The organism is Legionella quinlivanii, from assembly GCF_900461555.1.
Classification (GTDB): domain Bacteria; phylum Pseudomonadota; class Gammaproteobacteria; order Legionellales; family Legionellaceae; genus Legionella_C; species Legionella_C quinlivanii.
On record NZ_UGOX01000001.1, the window covers coordinates 2590631 to 2611042 of the forward strand.

Sequence of the window (20412 nt, forward strand, 5' to 3'; positions counted from 1 at the left end):
ATCCAGCAATTACTTATATCAAAATAGCCACCCTTAATTTTATCTTAATGAAAGTCGATTAAAATGGTTATTTTTTAAACTATATGTAAAACTATAGGAATTGCCATGCTAGAGAAGTCAGAACCAAAAGCCCCAGTTAATCCTGTTAACCACTCCCTGGTAGAGTTATTTAAAACTGAAGAAACTTATCGTAATAAATTAATTTTTCTGGTTGATGTGTTTTCAAGATCTGGATTGATTGGAACCAACCCTGTTTTAAACAAATTCAAACAATTACTCCCGAGACTTGTTGAAATTTCAATGAGACTCGATACAAACGTGACTGAGGGGTTAAAAATTTCTCAAAAAATAGCGGCAGGAGAAACTATTTCCATTGAAGAGCAGGAAACTCTTGATTCATTAAGAGATCAGCGCCAACAATTATTAATTAAGTATTTCGTGCTTTATGCTGAATATGCGACAAATTATGGTGCATTTCAGAAACAAGCTGGAAACCCTAAGGCATTTAAGGCATTAAAAGATTACGTGTATGCAAGCAACAAACAGGGTTTTTGCTTGTCAGATTATCTGATTGAGCCCGTGCAACGTGGTCCTCGTTATGACATTCTGATTAAAAATGTCATTGAATATAACCAATCTGCGAAAGTAAATCCTTTAGTTAAACTAAATGACAAACAAATAGAGCAGTTCCAGAAAATGTCTGCCCATATCAGATATTGTGCAAGTGAAGCCAACAAGGCGACTCCTGAAATGACGCAGGCTGAAGAAACAATTCCAACCGAAGAGTCTGGTTACAAATTTGGTGATATAAGCAGAGCCGGATGGGCATTTGCCGGTCAAGCTGCACAGAAAGGCTTTGGTTTAATGAGCGTTCTTCTTTCTTCCCCACCCAGTGTAACCTCATCAGCAGCATTAACATCAGTAAAAGAAAATATCAATGATGAAGAAGTTAACAGCCTCGCAGATGAATTTGAGAATCTTTATTCTGATGAAGAAATAAGTTTAGATGATTTCCAATTCCTGGGTGAGGATGATATGGAAGCACAAAACAGCTCCCTTAATACACCCATGTAAGTATCCAGCCAACCTCAGCGAAGTATTGCGCTTCGCTGAGGTAATTTAAAATGATCTTAAATTTTCTTTACTAGGCCATTCACTATCCTTTACAATCGCTGCTGCCTCGCAAGCAAATTAAAGGATTTAAAACAATGGAAAATCAAACACTTCAACGTTATCTGCATTATTTAAAACAAGACCCGGATAATACCAATCTGCTTCTTTCAATCAGTCAAAACTTCCAAAACCAGCAAAACTGGCATCAGGCTCAACACTATCTGGATCAAGCCAAAAAAGCCTCCAACCAGGCCCTTTGGCTGCAACAAGGCCTGCTGCACTTATCGGCTGAAAATCATGCGGAAGCTATTGCTGTTTTTGAAAAAGCATTAGAGGAGCGCGATCTGCCGCAACGGCGCTATTATCTGGCTTATTCCTATAGTTTACAAAAAAATTATGCCTATGCCTTGGAATTACTCAAGCCGCTTGAGGCCAGTAATGAGATACTCGCCATGAAAGCGAGATTATTGCAGCGACTCGAACGTTTTGAAGAGAGTATTGAGCTAATTCGTTCTATAGAGCACTATGAGGAGAATGCGGAGCTTTTGGGCTTATTGGCAGCATCCTGGTTTGAGCTGGAACATGAGCAAGAGGCTGTTTACCATGCTAAATTATGTCTGTCTTTAAATGATACGAATCGTGAAGCACAGCTGGTGCTGCTATTTCTGGATAAACAAACTTCATTAACCGATATTGAAGCTTTCATTGCGGTGGATTCAGCCAACTTCCGTCTTTGGTATTATTATGGCGTTAAGCAAATGGAAAAACATCAATTGCCAGATGCACAAGCCTCGTTTGAAAAAAGCCTGCAATTGAATGAACGGTTCTACCCGACCTGGATAGGGCTTGGCTGGTGTCATTTGCTAATGAATGACTTGTCTGAAGCACAACACTGCTATCACTCGGCCAGCCGGCTAAAGCCTTTAATTTCCGAAGCCTGGTCGGGTCTGGCCTTGTTAGCTATTCTGAATAAGGAGTGGGAAAAAGTTTCAGAGTATATCGAGAAAGCAAGAGAACAAAATCCAGAATGCTCCATACTCGCTTTGGCTGACGCATTATTTAGTAGTCATCAACCACTGCAAGCGGCTTAATATACATAAACGAAAATTATTAGCCTTGACAGAAATCAAGGCTTTTTATCATTTTCTTTTGCCAGCGTCAGATATTGTTCTCCCACAACCTTCTTTAGCCACAAATACGCCGGGTGGTTTCGAGAATTAACCCAGTTCACCTGCATTTCATCCCCACGATTTTCCATATACGTAGGCTGATAATCGACTCTATCGATATGAGTACTCACTTCATTTTTTTCAATATACAAGGACAATAAGCCACTGGAACGGTTTTTCAAACTGCCCTGATTCGAAATAAAATTCCCCAGAGAGTAAGCGACAAACACTTTCTGTCCGGATTTTGCCTTTATCCAGTCGAAGGGTTGGACACAATGGGGATGAGAACCCAAAATGGCCATTGCACCCGCATCTGCAAACTGCTGCGCTAAACGGCGCTGTGATTTATCGGGCTTTAACTGATACTCAACACCCCAGTGAGGCGTCACAATGACTGCGTCATGTGTTTTGGCCAACTCAGCTATCAGGCTTAAAACCAGTTCCTGATCACGATGGCATAATAAGACCTGCTGCTCTGTATCCTTAATTCCATTGGTATCCTGGGTGCAGGCCAACCAGGCAATTGAAATGCCATGAGCATTGGTTTCTGCGAACCAGCGCTCCTCACTGCCGTTTTTTTTAGTTCCTGTAAAGGCCAATTCGTTTTTATTCAAAACATCAATCGTTTTATCGATACCTGTTCCATAACGGTCGAGTGCATGATTATTGGCTGTTGAAACCACATCAAATCCGGAATCTTTTAATCCCGATATTAGACTGGGCGGATAATTAAACATTGGGAAGGCTGTATAGGCGGCATGCAGGCTCTCTGTGGCACGGCCTCTGGAGTCAAGCATAGCGGCAACGGGGCCCTCAAGATTGCCGTAGGTAATATCAGCTTTCTGTAGTTCAGGAATTAGAGAACTCCATAACTGAGTGAAACCGAGCTTCATGCCCTTGTCGCGCAGCGGTTTATGAATAAGCACATCACCAACGGCTACGATGTGAATCGTATCCGCCTGACATGTGAACGTATACAGCAGGGAAAGCAAGACTATCGGCAAGTACCGCATATCTGACTCCCGGAAGATTTGTTTTATTGATTAACAAGAAACATGCCAGTTTTAATGCGGTCTCTGGTTTTCTCCCTCGCTTTCGCTATCACCTTCATTCTCCGTTTCGGCTACATTTTCAGGACCTGCGGGGGTCTGATTTTGGTTGTTTTGGAACATTTGCCCATTTTGAGAAGGCTCATCAGGTAAAACAGACTGCGGTTCCTCTTCTACCGCATGAGCTATTCCCTTTTGAAATAATTTGGCAGTACTGCTGGGTTCAGACTTATCCACTGGCGATAATGAAATCGCGGAGATCAACTGATTATCTTCGATAATGGACTGCTTCATTTCACTTTGTCTGGCATTATATTCCGCATTCTCGCGGTAGGTTTTAAATCCCAATAACACACTGGAAAAACTGATAACCGCCAAGGCGGTCACAGTGACTGCAATAATCACTGCCAAGGGAACTCCCAAACCGGGAAAAAGAAAGGCCATACCAGCCACTGCAAGAGCCAGTCCCGTGGCGGATGATCCATAACCTAAACCGATTACCAGCGTTTTTTCCAGCGACCATTTCTTATCGTCGGCAAGCTGCTGTTTGACTAATGCCTTAAAATCAACGTCCGGAAGGCTTTCACCATATTCTTTCTCTAAATTCTCGATGAACTCCTGAGTCACAAGGGCAGATTTGTCCTCAGGATACAGCTGCGAATACACTTCTTTGCTTTGCTTGATAAAATCAATAACACTATAACCAACTACTGCCGCCCCCAGGACGATCCCTGGTATTGCCAAAAAAGGAAAAGCGAGGCCCAGTACCGAAGAGGTAATCACTAATCCTAATCCAAGTCCCATCCAGGCCGCATCTTGCAGAAAATGTTTCCATCGTTTATTGGGTTTTAATTCAGAAAGCCGCTGCTTACTGAACGCGCGAACCTGCCGTTCAATAACAGCCAGCGAGGCAAGATTGGCTAAATCCATACCCGCATCTTTTTTAAGAACCTCTTCAAACAATTTGCCTTTTGTAATTTCAAGCTCATTTTCATTTTTTAAATGCTTGAGTTGGTTCAGTCTCTGTTCCCATTCATCATGAGAAGGATGTTCGCAAAACCACTGAGGCTGGCGGGCTAAAATCGTGTCACTGTTGTGAGTATGCAAAGCACCCAATAATGACATCAGATACCGGTAGAAACGATAATTGGTTAATGAATCGTCAAGATTGTCAGGTAGGTCTGATTTCTTTTTTAACGTTTTTAAAAGGGCAGACAAGCGTTTTTCATGCAGTAAAAAATCGTCTGCCGTCCTGGCTTTAAGCATTCCTTCAAGAGCATTGTCGGTACTTGAATGCGCCGCTTTTGCAAATTGCCTCGCCCCTTCATCTTCATACTTACGCATAAAATCGTCGGTAACGGCAGTGAGCTGCTCTTTAATGACTGCGGCTGCGGAAAGCTCTGTTTGCAATTGTTGCTCTTGTAATTTAGACATAGTCAGCGGCGTATAAAAAATCCAAAATTGTAATTATACAGGTTAACAAAAGTTCCATCGGCTTGAAATTGCAGTATTAAATGATTAATCAGATCCATATTTTTCTCATTTCCATAATAGCTTGCTATACCAATTCCCTCATTAATTTTCAAATCAATATTCATCAGTTTAATTTTATCTGGATGCTGACGAACCAGATATAGCGCACTGTATTTATTCATAAACACAGCGTCTATATCCTGCCGGGCCAAAGCGATGGCCAGATTATTAAAATCATCAAAGGGAACCACAGTGATATTCAAGTCATTATGTTGTTGCAGATATTCATTGTAAACCCGCCAGGACATTACCCCCACCCGTTTTCCAGACAGTGATTTCAAAGTGGTTAGCGGGCTGTCTTTTAATGTGACAAATGCTCCTTCTGTAATCATATATGGAATAGAAAACAGGTAATTCAGCTGTCTTGAGGGGGTAATCGCGATATCTCCAATCGCATAATCAATTTTTCGCTCGGACAAGGCAGTATATAATTGCGGCCCCTCCAGGGAAACAAATTGACATTCCCAATGCAGCTTCTCACAGATTTTTTTCATCAAATCGATATCAAATCCATTCAATAAGTAGTGGCCATCGTTTGTTGCAAAAGGAGGATCAAAAAAAGGAGTTCCGATCTTTACAGGAGTTGCGGCGATAACATTCATCATAAAGCCTAGCCAGAAAAGAAAACAAAATCCCTTAATTTTCATTTAGCACACCCGGTTTGATCTTGTTATTCTAACTATAGATGATTGTTTTTACTTTTTTTCAAAAAAGACTTTCATCATAAAATCATTTACAATATTCTTTTAAAATTAAGGATATCCCACAATGACAAAGCTTGTCAGTTTGCTAAGCGCCAGTTTATTTCTTACCTTCCTGCCAAACGCAGAGGCAGCTTCGGTTAAACCGGAAGATCTCATCAAGGTTGATAAGGGGAATACAACTCAATGCGTTGAATATTACACTTATCAGGATGGTTTATATTGCAGCTCAAAGATCTTAAATCCTGACGTTAAAGTGGATCCTGAAATAGTCAGATCTGAGCAGCAGAACCTGGTCTTCGATAATCGTGTCTGGCAGGCTGCCTGGGGAAAAAAAGATTCAGTCATGGTCACTATAGAGTATCTCCCGGCCGGTGAACGGCTTGATCATTGGCAGGAACTGGTGACTACTCAATATTTTCCAGAACTGCAAAAGCAAGCCACCTTAAAACAGTTTTCCAATGTTATTATGGAAAATCTGAAAAAAATCGCAAATCCGGAAATAACGATTCTCGAAGAGACCCCTGATCAGATTATTTTTGAATTCAGAATTAAAGAGCCCAGTAATTCTGTGCAGGATGAAATTCAGAAAATCGTGCGAACAGATAACGGGTTCTATGTCCTGCATTATGTTTACCGCAGTGCCGATATGGGGAAAGAACGCCGCACGCTTTGGCTGGAAAATCTTAAGAAGAGTTCAATAAAGGAGGAAGGGGCGAAAAATTAGGCTCAGTGTTACTCCTGAGAGACAAAGCTTGGTTTCCAGCAAAGGTCGGGCAAAAGCGCCCGACCTACGTGGCTTTCTCTTCTCAGCCAGCACTTGCCGCAGCACGTTCACGTATACGTTCGAGAGCATAGTTCATACGAGCGAGAGTTTTTTCTTTTCCGATTAAAAACAGGGTTTGATCAATCGCGGGCGACATGCCAGTACCAGTGACAGCCACACGAAGAGGCTGGCCCAGCTTACCCATATTGATATCAAACTCACTGCAAACTTTGTCAATCGACTCATGTAATGTTTCCGCGTTCCAGTCGGAGAGGTCAAGCAAACTGCTATACAGTCTTTCTAAAGGCTCGAGAATGACAGGCCGCAAATGTTTTTTAACTGCATCCTCATCATAAGCAATTTCGTCTTCGAAAAAATAACGGCTTTTATCACACATTTCCACCAGCGTTTTACAACGCTCCGCCTGAAGAGCAACGATATTTGCAAGCTCAGGCCCTTTTTCTGTGGGGATGCCCTGGGTTTCAAAATGCCATGCAAGCGCTTTTGCCGTTTGAGCAGGATCTTGTTCTTTTAGATAATGCTGATTAAGCCAGTATAATTTTTCATAATTAAAGCTTGATACACCACGACTGACATGTTTTAAGTCAAAAAACTCAATCATCTCTTTCAGAGAAAATATTTCCTGATCACCATGCGACCAACCTAAACGAACCAGATAATTCAACAAGGCCTGAGGTAGTATCCCTTCCTCTTTAAACTGCATGACGCTGACCGCACCATGACGTTTTGATAAACGCTTTCCATCATCCCCAAGGATCATTGGCAAATGAGCAAAAACAGGAATTGGCGCATTCAGGGCTTTAAAAAGATTAATTTGGCGCGGAGTGTTGTTGATATGATCATCTCCACGAATAACGTGAGTAATTTCCATATCCAAATCGTCAATAACCACGGCAAAATTGTAAGTTGGATGGCCATCCGAACGGATAAGGATCAAATCATCCAGTTCAGCATTATCCACGTGAATATCGCCATACACCTGATCAGAGAAACTAACCACTCCCGATTTCGGATTTTTGAAGCGAATCACATGCGCTTCATCAGTAGGCGCAAGATTCAAATCCCTGCAATGCCCGTCATACTGTGGCTTTTGTTTAGCAGCCAACTGCGCTTCTCTCAGCGCCTCAAGACGTTCTTTGGAACAAGTACATCGATAAGCCATGCCCTGCTCTAACAAAAGGCTGGCGACTTCTTCATAACGCTCATAACGTTCGGACTGATAGAACGGTCCCTTGTCAGAGTGGAGATTAAGCCATGCCATGCCATCGAGAATGGCCTGCACTGATTCTTTGGTTGAACGTTCCTGATCTGTATCTTCAATCCGGAGTATAAATTCGCCCTGATGATGCCTGGCGTAAAGCCATGAATACAAAGCAGTGCGCACACCGCCTACATGAAGCAGCCCTGTAGGGCTTGGGGCAAACCTTGTTCTGACAACCATAAGGCTCTCCATTAATTAGTCAATAGCAACCTGATATCATAGCGCAGATTGGATACCCGGCACAATGACCGTTACTGCAGTAAGGCATGATAAGAGTTCTGATTGCTGATAGTTGAAATAAAATGCGGGAAGTGATTGATGTTTCCATCTAAACTTTGTATTGTTTTCCAAATTTTTTCTTTTTTATTATTTATGCACAGACACAGGATTCCCACATGAAGGGAATTGGTATCAAATACCAACTCAGGCTAACCACCTTAATCCCGGTATTTCTGGTCGCTCTTCTTTTTGCTGTTTTTTATAACGGCCAATTCAGTAAAGATTTACATCAACACATGTCCCGCCTGGGCGAAGCGTATATCAGACAATTACTGCCGGCAGCTCAATTGGCAATGATGCGCAATGACCGTCGAACCCTCCAGGGTTTAATTAATGCCTCCACCGTCAATCCAGAGGTTCAGGCGCTGGCCTTTTATAATGCCGAGGGACAATTGGTCGCCTATCGCGGAGGCAAGCATTCTATTCATAAACCATTTAAACCGCCTGAATATACCGGAGATTATATTGAGAGTAAGCAAATCACCCCTTACTCTATTAATTTTGTCGCACCGATTACTATCCCAAAATACAATCTTTATGCGACGACCCCTTTCAGAGCCCCTTCAGATTATATTCCTCTGCAGGCTGACGATATTTTAGGCTGGCTTTCAATTGATATCGATACTCAATCGACTCTGATTAAGCAGTATAAAATGTACATTATTACCATTTTTATTACCTTACTCGGTTTACTTATCAGCTTGACCATTCATTATTTTCTTTCCAAACAGATCTATCAGCCGATATCTCGTCTTCGCCGCAGTATGAAACAAATTCTCAGCAATGAATTTGAGACTAAGATTACAGTTTCAAGCCCTGGGGAACTTGGGGAAATTGAAAAAGGATGCGCGCATTTGCAAAAACAATATCTGAATATTGTCCGAGAGCTCAATCATCACATTGAAGTGGCCACCGCCGATTTACAGCAAGGCCTCGAACTGCTTGAAGAAAAAAATATCCAGTTATCTCTCGAGAAGAAGAAAACGGAAGAAAAAAGCCGGCAAAAATCCGAATTCATTGCTAATATGAGCCATGAAATCCGCACTCCCATGAATGGCGTTATCGGCTTCACCAATGTGTTGCTGGAAAGCAAGCTGGATGCCTTGCAACTTGATTATGTTAAAACTATCAAGTCATCTGCCCAGGATTTATTGGCCATCATTAATGATATTCTGGATTACTCCAAAATGGATGCTGGAAAGCTCCATCTGGATTGCATTCCACTTGATTTGAGAGGCTGTATTGATGAAGTACTGACTTTGGCAGCACCCAATGCTCATAAGAAGGGAATTGACTTAATCCCCTCAACTCAAATTAATGTACCTAAAACGGTGCTTGGTGATCCTCTGCGAATCAAGCAAATCCTGACCAATCTGGTTAGTAATGCCGTAAAATTCACCGATCATGGCTATGTGCTGGTTCGTACCTCCATTGAACAGGAATCAGACAAAGATTATATGCTCTGTGTGTCAGTGACTGACACAGGCATCGGTATTTCCGCTGATGATCAAACCCGTCTATTCAATGCCTTCAATCAGGCAGATACCTCCATCACCCGACGTTATGGCGGCACAGGTCTCGGGCTTGTGATCTGCAAAAAGCTGGTTGAAGCCATGCAAGGGCGCATTGTGCTTAACAGTGAACTTAACAAAGGTTCTACGTTTTCAGTGTATATTAAACTTGAAAAATTATCGGCCTATGAAGTGGAGAAAAATCAGAGCCACCGCTTTAACAACATAAAAGCGCTTTGCTTTGATGATAACAGCCTGCAGCTGGAGGCATTGTGTAATGGATTGGGTTATTGGGGAATTGAATGCGTGCCAGTCACTTCCTTTAATCAACTGGAGAAAGCATTCAGTATACACCGGGATTGCACCATCGCTTTTATTAATGTGAATGAAGGCTGCGAAAAACAGGTGGCACAAATTCTTGGCAAACAAAAAATGCCCAGTGTTCTGATTTCCAAGTGGCTTATCCACAATCCACAGTCACTGGGAGCCAATGGCTTTCTGTTCAAACCAATCAGCATTCAGAAACTCCATGAAGTCATCGAGCAGCTCTCAAGTCAAACCACCGTTCCTGTTGCGATGGATCAGGAACTCGACAATTTGCGCAAGCAATTGCGTTTGATTCATCCTGAAATATTGATTGCCGAAGATAATCCAGTCAACCGCATGCTGTTAAATTCACTTCTTAGCGAGTTAAGTAATATTGAGGCGGTTGAAGATGGAAAGGAAACAGTAAGAGCCTGTAATAGCAAACGCTATAATCTTTTGCTTCTTGACTTGCAAATGCCGCAACTTAGCGGACTGGAAGCTGCACAGCAGATACGCCAGCAATCGATGTTGAATAAGCTAACCCCAATAGTAGTGATCAGTGCCAGCGGCAATGACATGAATAAAGATAAAATGAAAAAGGCAGGCGTAGACCTTTGTCTGCAAAAACCTATTGATGAGAAGCAATTATTAACTCATCTGCTGCGTTTACTGAAAAAATCAAAAAACCAGGCAATTGATTGGCAATTATGCGTACAAAAAGTATCTGGTAATCAGGCTTTGGCTGAAGAATTTTTAAATCGCTTTGTTGAGGAGCTCCACAAAAGCCGTGTCGAGTTTTTTGAGCTATATAACAAACAGAATATCCAGGGCTTACAGAATGCAGCCCATAAATTATACGGAGCCTGCTGCTTTTGTGGCGTCCCTCACCTGCAAACTCAAGTTTCCAAACTGGAAAAACAGGCTAAAGAAGCGAAAAAAATTGATGAAATGAAAACCACTTTCGCTGAATTAATCCGTAATATTGATGAAGTCATCGATGAATATGATAGTCTTTACGCCACTTAACACGTAAATTATTTAGGGAGTCCTAATGTCAGTGAAAAATGCAATTTATGCACAATCCGGGGGGGTTACCGCAGTTATTAATGCATCGGCCTGCGGGGTCATTCAAACTGCGCGTCAACATCCTGAAAAAATCGGCAAAGTATTTGCCGCCAAAAACGGTATTATTGGCGCTTTAAACGAAGAATTAATAGACACCTCACTTGAAAATGATGAGGCCATTGCCGGATTAATGTTTACACCAGCCGGCGCCTTCGGCTCATGCCGTTATAAATTGAAAGACAGCGGCTCAGAATATGAGCGTCTGATCGAAGTGTTCAAAGCCCATAATATTGGCTATTTCTTTTATAATGGGGGCGGCGATTCTCAAGATACTGCCAATAAGATTGCCCGGATGAGTAAAGAGATGAATTATCCCATTACCTGTGTCGGCATTCCCAAAACAGTAGATAATGATTTACCTTTCACGGACAACTGCCCAGGTTTTGGTTCTGTCGCTAAATATGTTGCCGTTTCAACTATGGAAGCTGGTTTTGATGTGGCCTCAATGGCTGCCTCTTCGACAAAAGTGTTCATTCTTGAAGTCATGGGACGTCATGCAGGCTGGATCGCAGCCGCCAGCGGCCTGGCCTCACAAAAGCAAGGCGAACCGCCCCATATCATTTTATTCCCGGAAAACGTTTTCGATGAACAGAAATTTCTAGCGAAAGTCGACGCCTGCGTTAAAGAATATGGCTATTGTGTAGTCGTGGTTTCGGAAGGAATTAAGAATCAGGAAGGGAATTTCCTAAGTGACGCCGGTCTTCGCGATGCGTTTGGACATGCTCAGCTAGGTGGGGTAGCGCCTGTGATTGCGCAATTGATAAAAAGCAGTCTGGGTTACAAATATCATTGGGCAGTTGCGGATTATCTACAACGCGCAGCGCGTCACATAGCATCCCAGGTTGATTTGGAACATGCTTATGCTTTAGGCAAGGCAGCCGTTGAACTGGCAATTAGCGGGCACAATGCCATTATGCCAATCGTTAAAAGAGAACAGGATTCACCTTATCGCTGGTCAATCAGTCATGTTCCATTAAGTGAAGTGGCCAATCAGGAAAAAGCCATGCCTGCGGATTTTATCAGCGAAGACGGTTTTGGGATTACCGAGGCTTGCCGGCGTTATCTAAGTCCGTTAATTCAGGGTGAAGCCTATCCTCATTATAATAACGGCCTGCCTGTTTATGTTCGATTGAAGAACCAGCTTGTTGAGCAAAAGCTATAACATCCTGATTAAGATATTGCAGTCGAATTGGCGTATCCTTATGAATCAGAGACCTTATCTATTTTGGTTTCTGTCATTTTCGCGCAGGTGTTTTGCGTAAATGAAAATAGGTGCTCAAAAGACTGCCTTTGCGAGCGTCAGCGAAGCAATTCATCGCCTGCTCAAGGCTTGATATGGATTGCTTCACTTTGTTCGCAAAGACGATACATAGTCTCATTTCCTATCGATTACTTTAGTCTTAAAGGCTACTCTGCCATTACTGAGGTGTATTACCCTTCTCATTCTCTAACTCATGAGATTCCTCTTGGTTTAATTTTGTCGACGCTTTGAAAACCCCAACCGCTCTTAATGATTCGCTTTGCTTATATTCGTAATAATTAACATCGGCTCCCAATTTACTAGCAACATATTTTATTCCATTGCCGATAGCTCTTAAAAAGTTTTTGAGTTGTTCTCCCCAGCCAATTCCAAGTTTTGGACTGGCAATTTCTATTGCATTCTTGCAGCTTTGCTTGAATGTTTTCCCCGCATCATTGATTAGTTCCTTAGAGTGACTAGCACCCACAGCACTAACTAAAGCTTGCTGGTATTGGCTAAAAGCACCCTCCAGGCTTTGTATTAGAACATCTGCGGCTTTAAACGCCTCCGGTTGCGCTTTCTGATCAATGGCAGCGAGTTCTGCTTTTAAAGTTGCCAATGCATCTTCAATTGGTTTTAAAATGGAGTTAATTTCCAAGTGAGATTCCTCTAGTCTCTGTCTGGCAGCCTCCTTCTCTGCTTCCAAAGCTTTTTTCTCTTCCTCCAAAGCCTCTGCCTTGACTCTCTGAGCCTGTGCTTCTGCTTCAGCCTGCAATTTTCCTGCCTCCAGATCTTCAAGCTCGGCTTGTTTTTCTCTTGCACTTTTTAACTCAACAATCTCTGCTTTTAATTTTACAAGGTCCTCAGCTATCTTACCTCGAGCGGCCAATGCGTCGTCACAAGAGAGAGATTGCTTTTTCTGACTTTCCTCAATTTGATCATATTCAAACTGTAATTTTCGCTTTTCCAGAACAGCATCCTCTTTATTAAAATCCAAATCGACTCTCGCCAGTCTACTTCTAACATTATCAAGAGTCTCTTCTAAACCTTTCAGATCCCTTCTTCTTCCCAACAGAAACGCATCCTGTTGTTTCAACTCTTTTTCCTTTGCAGAAAGTTCATTCTGTTTTGCCCGGATTTTATCATCATACTCTTTTACGCTAGCCATCTTTGCACCTAATTGATCATTATTCAATCATATTAGTATAATGTAAAAATCAACTTCCTGCGTTTAATGCGAATCGTATAAGTATGTGCATAAAATATACTGTCATTTCCGCGAGCGGAAATCCTTCGATAAGTTGGCATTGTGCTGGTGATGAAAGTCATTCTCGCATGCGCGACAAGGCTTTGTTGTGTGGATAAAGATAGGTGTCCACAAAACGTGCGGGAATGACAAAGATGGCGTATGAGCTGTATGGCCCTCAGCTCTGAAGGCCAGTAATTTGAGTTATGCTATCGGCAACTGGCAGGTCTGTATTTAGCTAATAATGTTCCACCCGTGCAACTCCAGGTCAAATCGCCATTTGCTTGAAGGGTCGGTTGCAGAATAATGGTTCCGTTGCCTGCAGCTGGAGTGTATGTAATGGTAATCAGACCATTATTTCCAATAGCAATGGATGAGACATTCGCAGTCGCTGCTGGAGAAACATAACCTGTTGCCGCCTGGGTTGCCGGTAAAGCATTGCGAGTCTGAGTGGTTTCCGAAACCGCGTGTTTTGCAGAGGATGCCAAGCTTAATCCTTCTGCTACTCTGGCGCGGATAGTGTAATCCTGATAGGCAGGAATCGCTATGGCAGCTAAAATTCCAACGATTGCTACGACAATCATCAATTCAATGAGTGTAAAACCTTTTTCTTTTTTGTTCATGCCAGACTCCTTATGCGATAAGACAGAGAACATGGAAATGGTGGGGTATTAAAGCAGGCGGGAATCTCGAAGACTCCCGTCAAAAATAAACTAGTCACTAGGCTCTGCAGCTTGCAGGACGATATTTAGCGAGTAAAGTTCCTCCAGTACAGGTCCATGTCACATCCCCATTCGCTTGCAGGGTTGGTTGCAGAATAATTGTTCCTCCACCCGCAGCAGCAGTGTAGGTCACGGTTATTATTCCGTTGGCGCCAATGGCAATGGATTGTACATTCGTTGTTGCAGCAGGGCTAACATATCCTGTAGCAGCTTGTGTAGCCGGCAAGGCATTATTGGAAATTGCCGTTTCAGATACTGCCAATTTGGCTGATGCGGCCAGATTCAGTCCTTCAGTTACGCGAGCACGAATGGTATAATCCTGATAGGCGGGGATTGCAATTGCAGCCAATATACCGACAATCGCTACCACGATCATCAACTCGATTAATGTAAAACCTTTTTGCTTCATGCTACTCTCCTTCGATTAATTTCAGCATTCTGCTTTATCTAAGCAAATTAAATGCCAGTCTTATAAAATGATTGATATTTCAAGCATCTATTATTAATTCAAATGTAGAGTGACTTGTCAAATAGAAATCGGGCAATTATTTGTTATAAAAATGGACCAATTAAGTCACTAATTGACATAGTTTTCAGACGCAAATGGATTATAATTGCTGCACCTCCTATTTTTAGCGGGCAACAATGAATCGTAAAGCACGCATTGAATCTATTTTAAATCGGGAGCTTCCTGTTTATTACATGGAAGTCTTTGATGAATCCAGTCAGCATCATGTACCAGAGGGTGCTGAAACTCATTTTAAGCTTGTTCTGGTCTCTGATTCATTCAAAGGCCAATCGCGAGTCGCCCGGCATCGTTTAATCAATAAATTGTTATCAGAAGAGTTTAACCAGGGTCTGCATGCGCTTAGCATGCATTTATTCACTGAGGATGAATGGAAAGAACGACAAGGGGAAACAAGCAATTCTCCTCATTGTCGGGGCGGGTTTAAGCATGGCTGAATCTATTTACTGGCAAACCGACATTCAACTTCCAGTCAAATCGCGTGGCTTTCATTTGATTACAAGCGAGGTCATCAAGTCGATGCAAGGCGCAACGAGGATTAAAATTGGCCTGGCCAATCTCTTTCTTCAACATACTTCCGCTTCGCTGGCTATCAGCGAAAATACCTGCCAGGATGTACCATTCGATTTGGAAACCCATTTTAATCGCTTGATTCCTGATGATGATCAGTTGTTTCGCCATACTCTTGAGGGTTCAGACGATATGCCGGCTCACATTAAAAATGTGATGCTTGGCTCAAGCCTTACAATTCCAATAAAGGACGGGCGGTTATTGCTTGGTCGCTGGCAAGGAATTTACCTTTGTGAACACCGGAATCAGGCCAGTGCTCGCCGATTAATAGTGACCATTCAGGGCAGCTAAGCTGGTTTAAGTGTTATGCGAGCTTTGGTGAATCAATCCAGAACATGCCCCAACACAGGCTTGCCCTGGATTGATTCACTTTGTTCGCAAAGACTATACAATCAGGACGGTTTGAATTCTGCAGCCTGCTTTTGTTCTTCTTCTGGCGTATTTAAAATAGCGGTCCCCAAATTGACTCCGTCCATTACGCTCAGCATATAATTGACGCTGTCAGGAAGACTGCTGCACATTGTTAATGCGGAGTAATCAGTTCCCAGTGCCATTCCATTTAATATGACGCTCGAAATATAAGTCAGCGTACTGTTATTATCGCGAAGGCCCATAGCAGTAACCAATTGCACGAGCATTTTAAAGGCTAATTCGCTGCCCTTCGCATCTTCACTGGCTAGCAGGTAGACTGCAGCGGCTACAGTGGCAGCAAGGTTGAGTCTCTGTAAAGCAGCCCGCCAGGAACTATTTGCACTAAAAAAACCAGACATGTTGAACTCCTGTTAATATAGAACCTCCATTAAACATCATGAAAAAAAGAGATACAAGCATTCGGATTTAAGTTTTTTATATGGAATTTTAAATAAAATCAGTTTCTTCAAAAGGCTCAATCCCCTATAATGTATATCTTTTTGTCAGTATCTGTTGTTGGAACTTTTTTTAATGAAAGCCTGGTCCTCCGAAAAAATATCTGTGTTAGCACTTGTACTCTTAATTACAGGAGCGATCGATAGTATTCGTAACTTACCCGCAACAGCCCTTTTTGGCTCCAGCCTGATATTCTTTTTCAGTTTTTCAGCTATTGTATTTTTAATTCCGGTGGCACTGGTATCCGCCGAATTATCATCGACCTGGTCTGAAGAAGAAGGCGGGGTTTTCTCCTGGGTAAAACATGCCTTCGGGGAAACTCTCGCTTTCTTCACCATTTGGCTGCAATGGATTAATACGATGGTCTGGTATCCGACCATTCTCTCGTTTATCGCAGGCACCTTGGCCTATCTGGTTAATCCTGCTTTGGCTCAAAACAAATACTATCTGATTGCAGTCATTCTCACAGTATTTTGGTCTCTGACCTTGCTGGGATTAAGCGGCCTCAAGGCCTCCGCCCGTTTTGCCAGTTTTTGCGCCATTTTTGGAATGATTATCCCGATGGCCTTTATTATTCTGCTGGCAATTATCTGGCTAATCAAAGGCCAGCCGATTGCAGTTGATTTAAGCCCTGCCCATCTTCTTCCTCACTGGGGAGATACTCAATCCTGGGTTTCGCTAACGGCTATCATGACCTCTTTTTTGGGAATGGAGCTGGCTGCAGTCCATGTCCGTAATGTGGAATCTCCCCAGCATAATTTTCCTAAAGCCATGTTTTTTTCAGTGTTGCTGATTTTGTCTACCATGATTTTTGGCTCCCTGGCGATTGCCTTCGTCTTGCCGCAAGACCAGATCAGTCTTGTCGATGGTGTTATGCAGGCATTTAGTAATTTCTTTCAGGCTTACCATATGACCTGGCTAATGCCGCTGATTATCGTCATGCTTTTATTGGGTAGCCTCGGCGGAATGGTGAACTGGATTATTTCGCCCGCCAAAGGCCTGTTACTGGCAGCTGATAACGGTTTTCTGCCCCATTGGCTTTATCGGCTGAACAAACATGGGATTGCTTCCCGAATTCTGATTCTGCAAGCGATTCTTGTCACCTTATTGTGCAGTGGGTTTTTATTATTTCCCAGTGTGAATGCTATCTATTGGCTGTTCACGGACTTAAGCACTGAATTATATATTTTGATGTACGTGTTCATGTTTATCGCCGCCTGGCGATTAAAAAGTAAAGCCGCAGGCATGCCGAGAACCTTTCAGATTCCTGGCGGTAAAGCGGGTTATTATGCAACTTGCCTCCTGGGTTTAATCGGCTGCTTCATTACCCTGGCCGTAGGTTTTATACCTCCTGAAAACAGCATGGATATTGGCGGTGCAGAGCGTTTTCGTCTGGTTTTTAGCTGTGGGATATTAATGATGATATTACCCGCTTTTATTCTTTACCTTAGACGGCGAATGCTGCTTGCCAAAGCGGGTGATAAAGCATTGTAAGTTGGGCCATGGGCCTAATGGCGCTGCCTTAAGGCCTTAACCACTACTCTCTACGTCCCTCGGCTTGTCCCTGAGAGATGGTCACAAAATTTAACCATCCTATTAGAGCCTACGTACCCCGCTTTATGCGGGGTATCCAAGTAATGCGTCTGATTGGCAAAAACATTTTAAACTCACTACCATTGTTATGATACCCCGCATAAAGCGGGTTACGTAGGCTCTTACGAGACGTAGGTAAAGTCTTAAGGCAGCGCCATTTGGCCAAGGGCTCAACCTACATTTAAATGCATCTCTCCTTAAATTAATGGCAGCCGTAAATTTACACTTTAGTTACATTTCTTTAATATTTTCTTAAGAATCGGATGGTAATTTGATTTTACTTGAATGAGTCTTGAGCTTCTAAATGCGTAAAAACAACTCAAAAAAACCAAGACAAGTCATTATCCTCTCGGCTGAAGCAGAGGAAAACTGCAGCCAATCTGCTGAAATTGATGAATTAATGAAGCAGTTCCACTCTCTGGCAAAAATACATAAGAATCTTAAGCTGAAAGATGATGTCTTAAGGCTGGCAGACAAAGAATTCCGTTTAAATCAGTACGTCACTGCTTTTCAGAACAAGACAGTCAAAGCTAATACTCTCATTGCACAAATTATGATGCATTATCGAAACCGAATTGATCATCAGGCCTACCATCATTCTCTCGTCAAAGAGATCACTGAAGCCGTTTTGCAATTACAGAAACTGACAAGCAAGCGTACTAGCCTGCACAATGCAATAGAGCAGCGATTCGCACAGGTATTCCCTGCTACCAATAACATTGAGGAACTGCAGGTTCATAAAGATTTGGCAGCCGAAGCGCTTCAAAAACAGTTGGAGAAATTTTTTCTAGGCATTTTTATTCTCAGGATAGGAAATAAAAAAGATCCGTACAGCCTCAAACTTACCAAAGATCTAATCACTTTCCTGAATGATACCTTTCCCTTACTTAAAGACAAAACTACCGGTTTGAATAGAGAAACGATCAAGACATTAGAACGCTCAGTTTATGCTCATCTTGGAGTAAAGAGCTGGTTTATGAAAACAGCGGCCTCTCAAAACACCAGTGAATTGATTGCCAATCTGTTTTACTGGCAAGGCCCGGAATCCTGGGCCACTTTAAAAAAGCAAATAGTCGCGCTGCATCATCTGAACACTAAAATTGCTGCCTTTCCCCTTCACGCTATCAAGGAATTTGACATGCTAAACCAACTCACTGAACAAAATGAACAAATGATCAAAGCTTATGCCCTGAAATTACCCGCAGAACTCAGTGAGTTTTCTACAGATCTGAATGAGCGGCTTAGACTTTTTAGCAGTGAAGACAGCGAAAAACCGATCATTGCTCAAGCCAGGACAAAGCGGCCTCTGTTGAATGAATGGTCAAATCAAGTCGATGCCATTCTGGCAGCCTATCAGCAGCAATGCAGTCAGTTAGTTCCATCGCTGTCTGCATTAGAACGATTGCAATCTATTCACGGGCAGCAGGAAATCTGTATACAGGCACTTCAAAATGTTGAGAGACTGGTGGAGCAGTACCGACCTGGACACTCGATGTTCAAACAGAAACTCACCCTGGAATACGAATCTGAAAAGAAACTGGTTTTTCGTAAGCTTAGTCAAAGTATTCAAGCAGCGAATGATGCCCTACTATTAATCAAAGATAAAGTCACGGTGGATTTCGAACTTTCAGAAGCCCGTTCATTTTGCGAAAAAATTTTGCAGCAGCAGCAACCGCTTTATGCGCTAAGAATGCAAGCAGAGTACACTGCAAATAAATTGGAGAAAGAAATAAGTGCTGTAAAACAGCTGATTAAGAACAAATGGCAACCGGAGCTTCAGCAGCTTTATAAGGCATATTATGCACCTCATGCCGGTTACACCCAATTCACTAATACTAACCCCTGTCAACCATTGCTCGAACAGCATTATCCGGCAATGGCCCGACAGAAGATGAGTTTGGATAAGCATTGGAGGGAGCTGGAAACAACAAGGGGTTCAGAATTACGAGCCTGGCTTGGCAATCTCCAGTCGCATCGCGATGAACTGTATTATGATATCCAATATAGAAATTCTCTGGAGCGTCAGGCGAAAATTATCCAGCAACGTCTGGAGCATCCTACTTACCAGGCTTCCATTAAAATCATTAATGCCCTGGGTAAAGAGATTATTCGTCTTTTGCAAAAATACAGCCCTAAAATACAGGATTTTTGTAACGAAGAGGTGCAATCTATACTGGCTGATATCATACAAAGTCCGGACTTGTGTCTTGACAAGAAAGAATTCAGTGATGAGGAGAACATCCTGTATGACAAAGTTGATCGCCGTATCATGAAGTTACTCAATATTCGCTTACTTTTTATTAAAGAAAATAATCACTACATCAACATCAACCCTCATCTGACGAATCATACGCAATACAGGGAGGCTTTAATAAAACATGTAAATGACCACCTTCATAATGACAAGATGGAACATTATTCTGACGGCAAACGTCACTATTTCACGCAATGGATCAGAACCTATGTGCTCAGGCCACTACAAACTACTGCAATTGGTACCTATGATTACTTTGCAAAACGAGATAATAAGCACCAATTCTTTTATGCGACTCCCGGAGCTTCTGTGACTGAGAAAAATCTGGTTGCCCTGGGTAATGAAATGTCCAGTGAGCTCATGTCAGCACCAGCGGCATAAGATTAAACAGCAATACAAATTGAGAGATGTCTGCACATCGCCGTTTATCCTTCACCTGGGGGCAATCTGACAGGCTATACACAATGTTATCCACAGATTTTGTGGATAAAAACTTCAGGACTTTTTCGTATAAAAGGCGCAAAATGCTTCATTAACAAGGGTTTACTAGTTGGTTGAAG

At 42.4% G+C, this 20412-nt stretch carries 17 protein-coding genes; 9 read left to right on the plus strand and 8 right to left on the minus strand.

Annotation, left to right across the window (positions count from 1 at the left end):
• Positions 1-105 precede the first annotated feature (105 nt).
• Both DYH61_RS11005 and DYH61_RS11010 read left to right on the plus strand, forming a co-directional pair.
• A complete protein-coding gene (locus DYH61_RS11005) occupies positions 106-1074 on the plus strand; it encodes a RhoGEF domain-containing protein (RefSeq protein ID WP_058507577.1) in 969 nt (322 codons plus the stop codon).
• Between the two features lie 134 nt (positions 1075-1208).
• Positions 1209-2204 carry a tetratricopeptide repeat protein gene (locus DYH61_RS11010; protein ID WP_058507578.1) on the plus strand — a complete coding sequence of 332 codons (996 nt, stop codon included), beginning with the start codon at positions 1209-1211 and terminating at the stop codon, positions 2202-2204.
• A 35-nt stretch (positions 2205-2239) separates the two neighbouring features.
• On the opposite strand, the gene DYH61_RS11015 is transcribed toward DYH61_RS11010, so the two are convergent.
• The 3 genes from DYH61_RS11015 to DYH61_RS11025 are packed head-to-tail and all read right to left on the minus strand — an operon-like array spanning position 2240 to position 5511.
• Entirely contained in the window at positions 2240-3295 is a 1056-nt protein-coding gene (locus tag DYH61_RS11015) for a CapA family protein (RefSeq protein WP_058507579.1), read from the minus strand.
• A gap of 51 nt (positions 3296-3346) precedes the next feature.
• Positions 3347-4765, minus strand: coding sequence for a hypothetical protein (locus tag DYH61_RS11020; protein WP_058507580.1), 1419 nt, complete (start codon positions 4763-4765; stop codon positions 3347-3349).
• 2 nt (positions 4766-4767) lie between these two features.
• Positions 4768-5511 carry a transporter substrate-binding domain-containing protein gene (locus DYH61_RS11025; RefSeq protein WP_058507581.1) on the minus strand — a complete coding sequence of 248 codons (744 nt, stop codon included), beginning with the start codon at positions 5509-5511 and terminating at the stop codon, positions 4768-4770.
• 121 nt (positions 5512-5632) lie between these two features.
• On the opposite strand from DYH61_RS11025, the gene DYH61_RS11030 reads away from it, so the two are divergent.
• A complete protein-coding gene (locus DYH61_RS11030) occupies positions 5633-6292 on the plus strand; it encodes a hypothetical protein (RefSeq protein ID WP_058507582.1) in 660 nt (219 codons plus the stop codon).
• 82 nt (positions 6293-6374) lie between these two features.
• Here the strand turns inward: DYH61_RS11030 and gltX are convergent, their stop codons facing one another.
• Complete coding sequence (gene gltX, locus DYH61_RS11035) at positions 6375-7793, minus strand: glutamate--tRNA ligase (protein ID WP_058507583.1); 1419 nt, start codon at positions 7791-7793, stop codon at positions 6375-6377.
• Positions 7794-8008: 215 nt separating this feature from the next.
• On the opposite strand from gltX, the gene letS reads away from it, so the two are divergent.
• Both letS and DYH61_RS11045 read left to right on the plus strand, forming a co-directional pair.
• Entirely contained in the window at positions 8009-10735 is a 2727-nt protein-coding gene (gene letS / locus DYH61_RS11040; RefSeq protein ID WP_058507584.1) for a two-component system sensor histidine kinase LetS, read from the plus strand.
• A 25-nt stretch (positions 10736-10760) separates the two neighbouring features.
• The gene (locus tag DYH61_RS11045) at positions 10761-11996 is read left to right on the plus strand and encodes a 6-phosphofructokinase (RefSeq protein ID WP_058507585.1); all 1236 of its coding nucleotides are present in this window, start codon (positions 10761-10763) and stop codon (positions 11994-11996) included.
• Positions 11997-12252: 256 nt separating this feature from the next.
• Here the strand turns inward: DYH61_RS11045 and DYH61_RS11050 are convergent, their stop codons facing one another.
• The 3 genes from DYH61_RS11050 to DYH61_RS11060 form a co-directional block, all read right to left on the minus strand.
• Positions 12253-13242 (minus strand): coiled-coil domain-containing protein, encoded by a 990-nt coding sequence (locus tag DYH61_RS11050; protein WP_115343312.1) that lies wholly within the window; start codon positions 13240-13242, stop codon positions 12253-12255.
• Positions 13243-13529: 287 nt separating this feature from the next.
• Complete coding sequence (locus DYH61_RS11055; protein ID WP_058507587.1) at positions 13530-13943, minus strand: pilin; 414 nt, start codon at positions 13941-13943, stop codon at positions 13530-13532.
• A 97-nt stretch (positions 13944-14040) separates the two neighbouring features.
• Entirely contained in the window at positions 14041-14451 is a 411-nt protein-coding gene (locus DYH61_RS11060; RefSeq protein WP_058507588.1) for a pilin, read from the minus strand.
• Between the two features lie 236 nt (positions 14452-14687).
• On the opposite strand from DYH61_RS11060, the gene DYH61_RS11065 reads away from it, so the two are divergent.
• Positions 14688-15005, plus strand: coding sequence for a BolA family protein (locus tag DYH61_RS11065; protein WP_058507589.1), 318 nt, complete (start codon positions 14688-14690; stop codon positions 15003-15005).
• Positions 14998-15429 carry a secondary thiamine-phosphate synthase enzyme YjbQ gene (locus DYH61_RS11070; RefSeq protein WP_058507590.1) on the plus strand — a complete coding sequence of 144 codons (432 nt, stop codon included), beginning with the start codon at positions 14998-15000 and terminating at the stop codon, positions 15427-15429. Before DYH61_RS11065 ends, DYH61_RS11070 begins: the two co-directional genes overlap by 8 nt.
• A gap of 101 nt (positions 15430-15530) precedes the next feature.
• On the opposite strand, the gene DYH61_RS11075 is transcribed toward DYH61_RS11070, so the two are convergent.
• On the minus strand, positions 15531-15908 hold the full coding sequence (locus DYH61_RS11075) for a hypothetical protein (protein ID WP_058507591.1): 378 nt from the start codon (positions 15906-15908) through the stop codon (positions 15531-15533).
• 172 nt (positions 15909-16080) lie between these two features.
• Between DYH61_RS11075 and DYH61_RS11080 the strand changes: the two genes are divergently transcribed.
• On the plus strand, positions 16081-17499 hold the full coding sequence (locus tag DYH61_RS11080) for an APC family permease (protein WP_058507592.1): 1419 nt from the start codon (positions 16081-16083) through the stop codon (positions 17497-17499).
• 403 nt (positions 17500-17902) lie between these two features.
• Positions 17903-20233 carry a hypothetical protein gene (locus tag DYH61_RS11085; protein ID WP_058507593.1) on the plus strand — a complete coding sequence of 777 codons (2331 nt, stop codon included), beginning with the start codon at positions 17903-17905 and terminating at the stop codon, positions 20231-20233.
• The last annotated feature ends 179 nt before the right edge of the window (positions 20234-20412 follow it).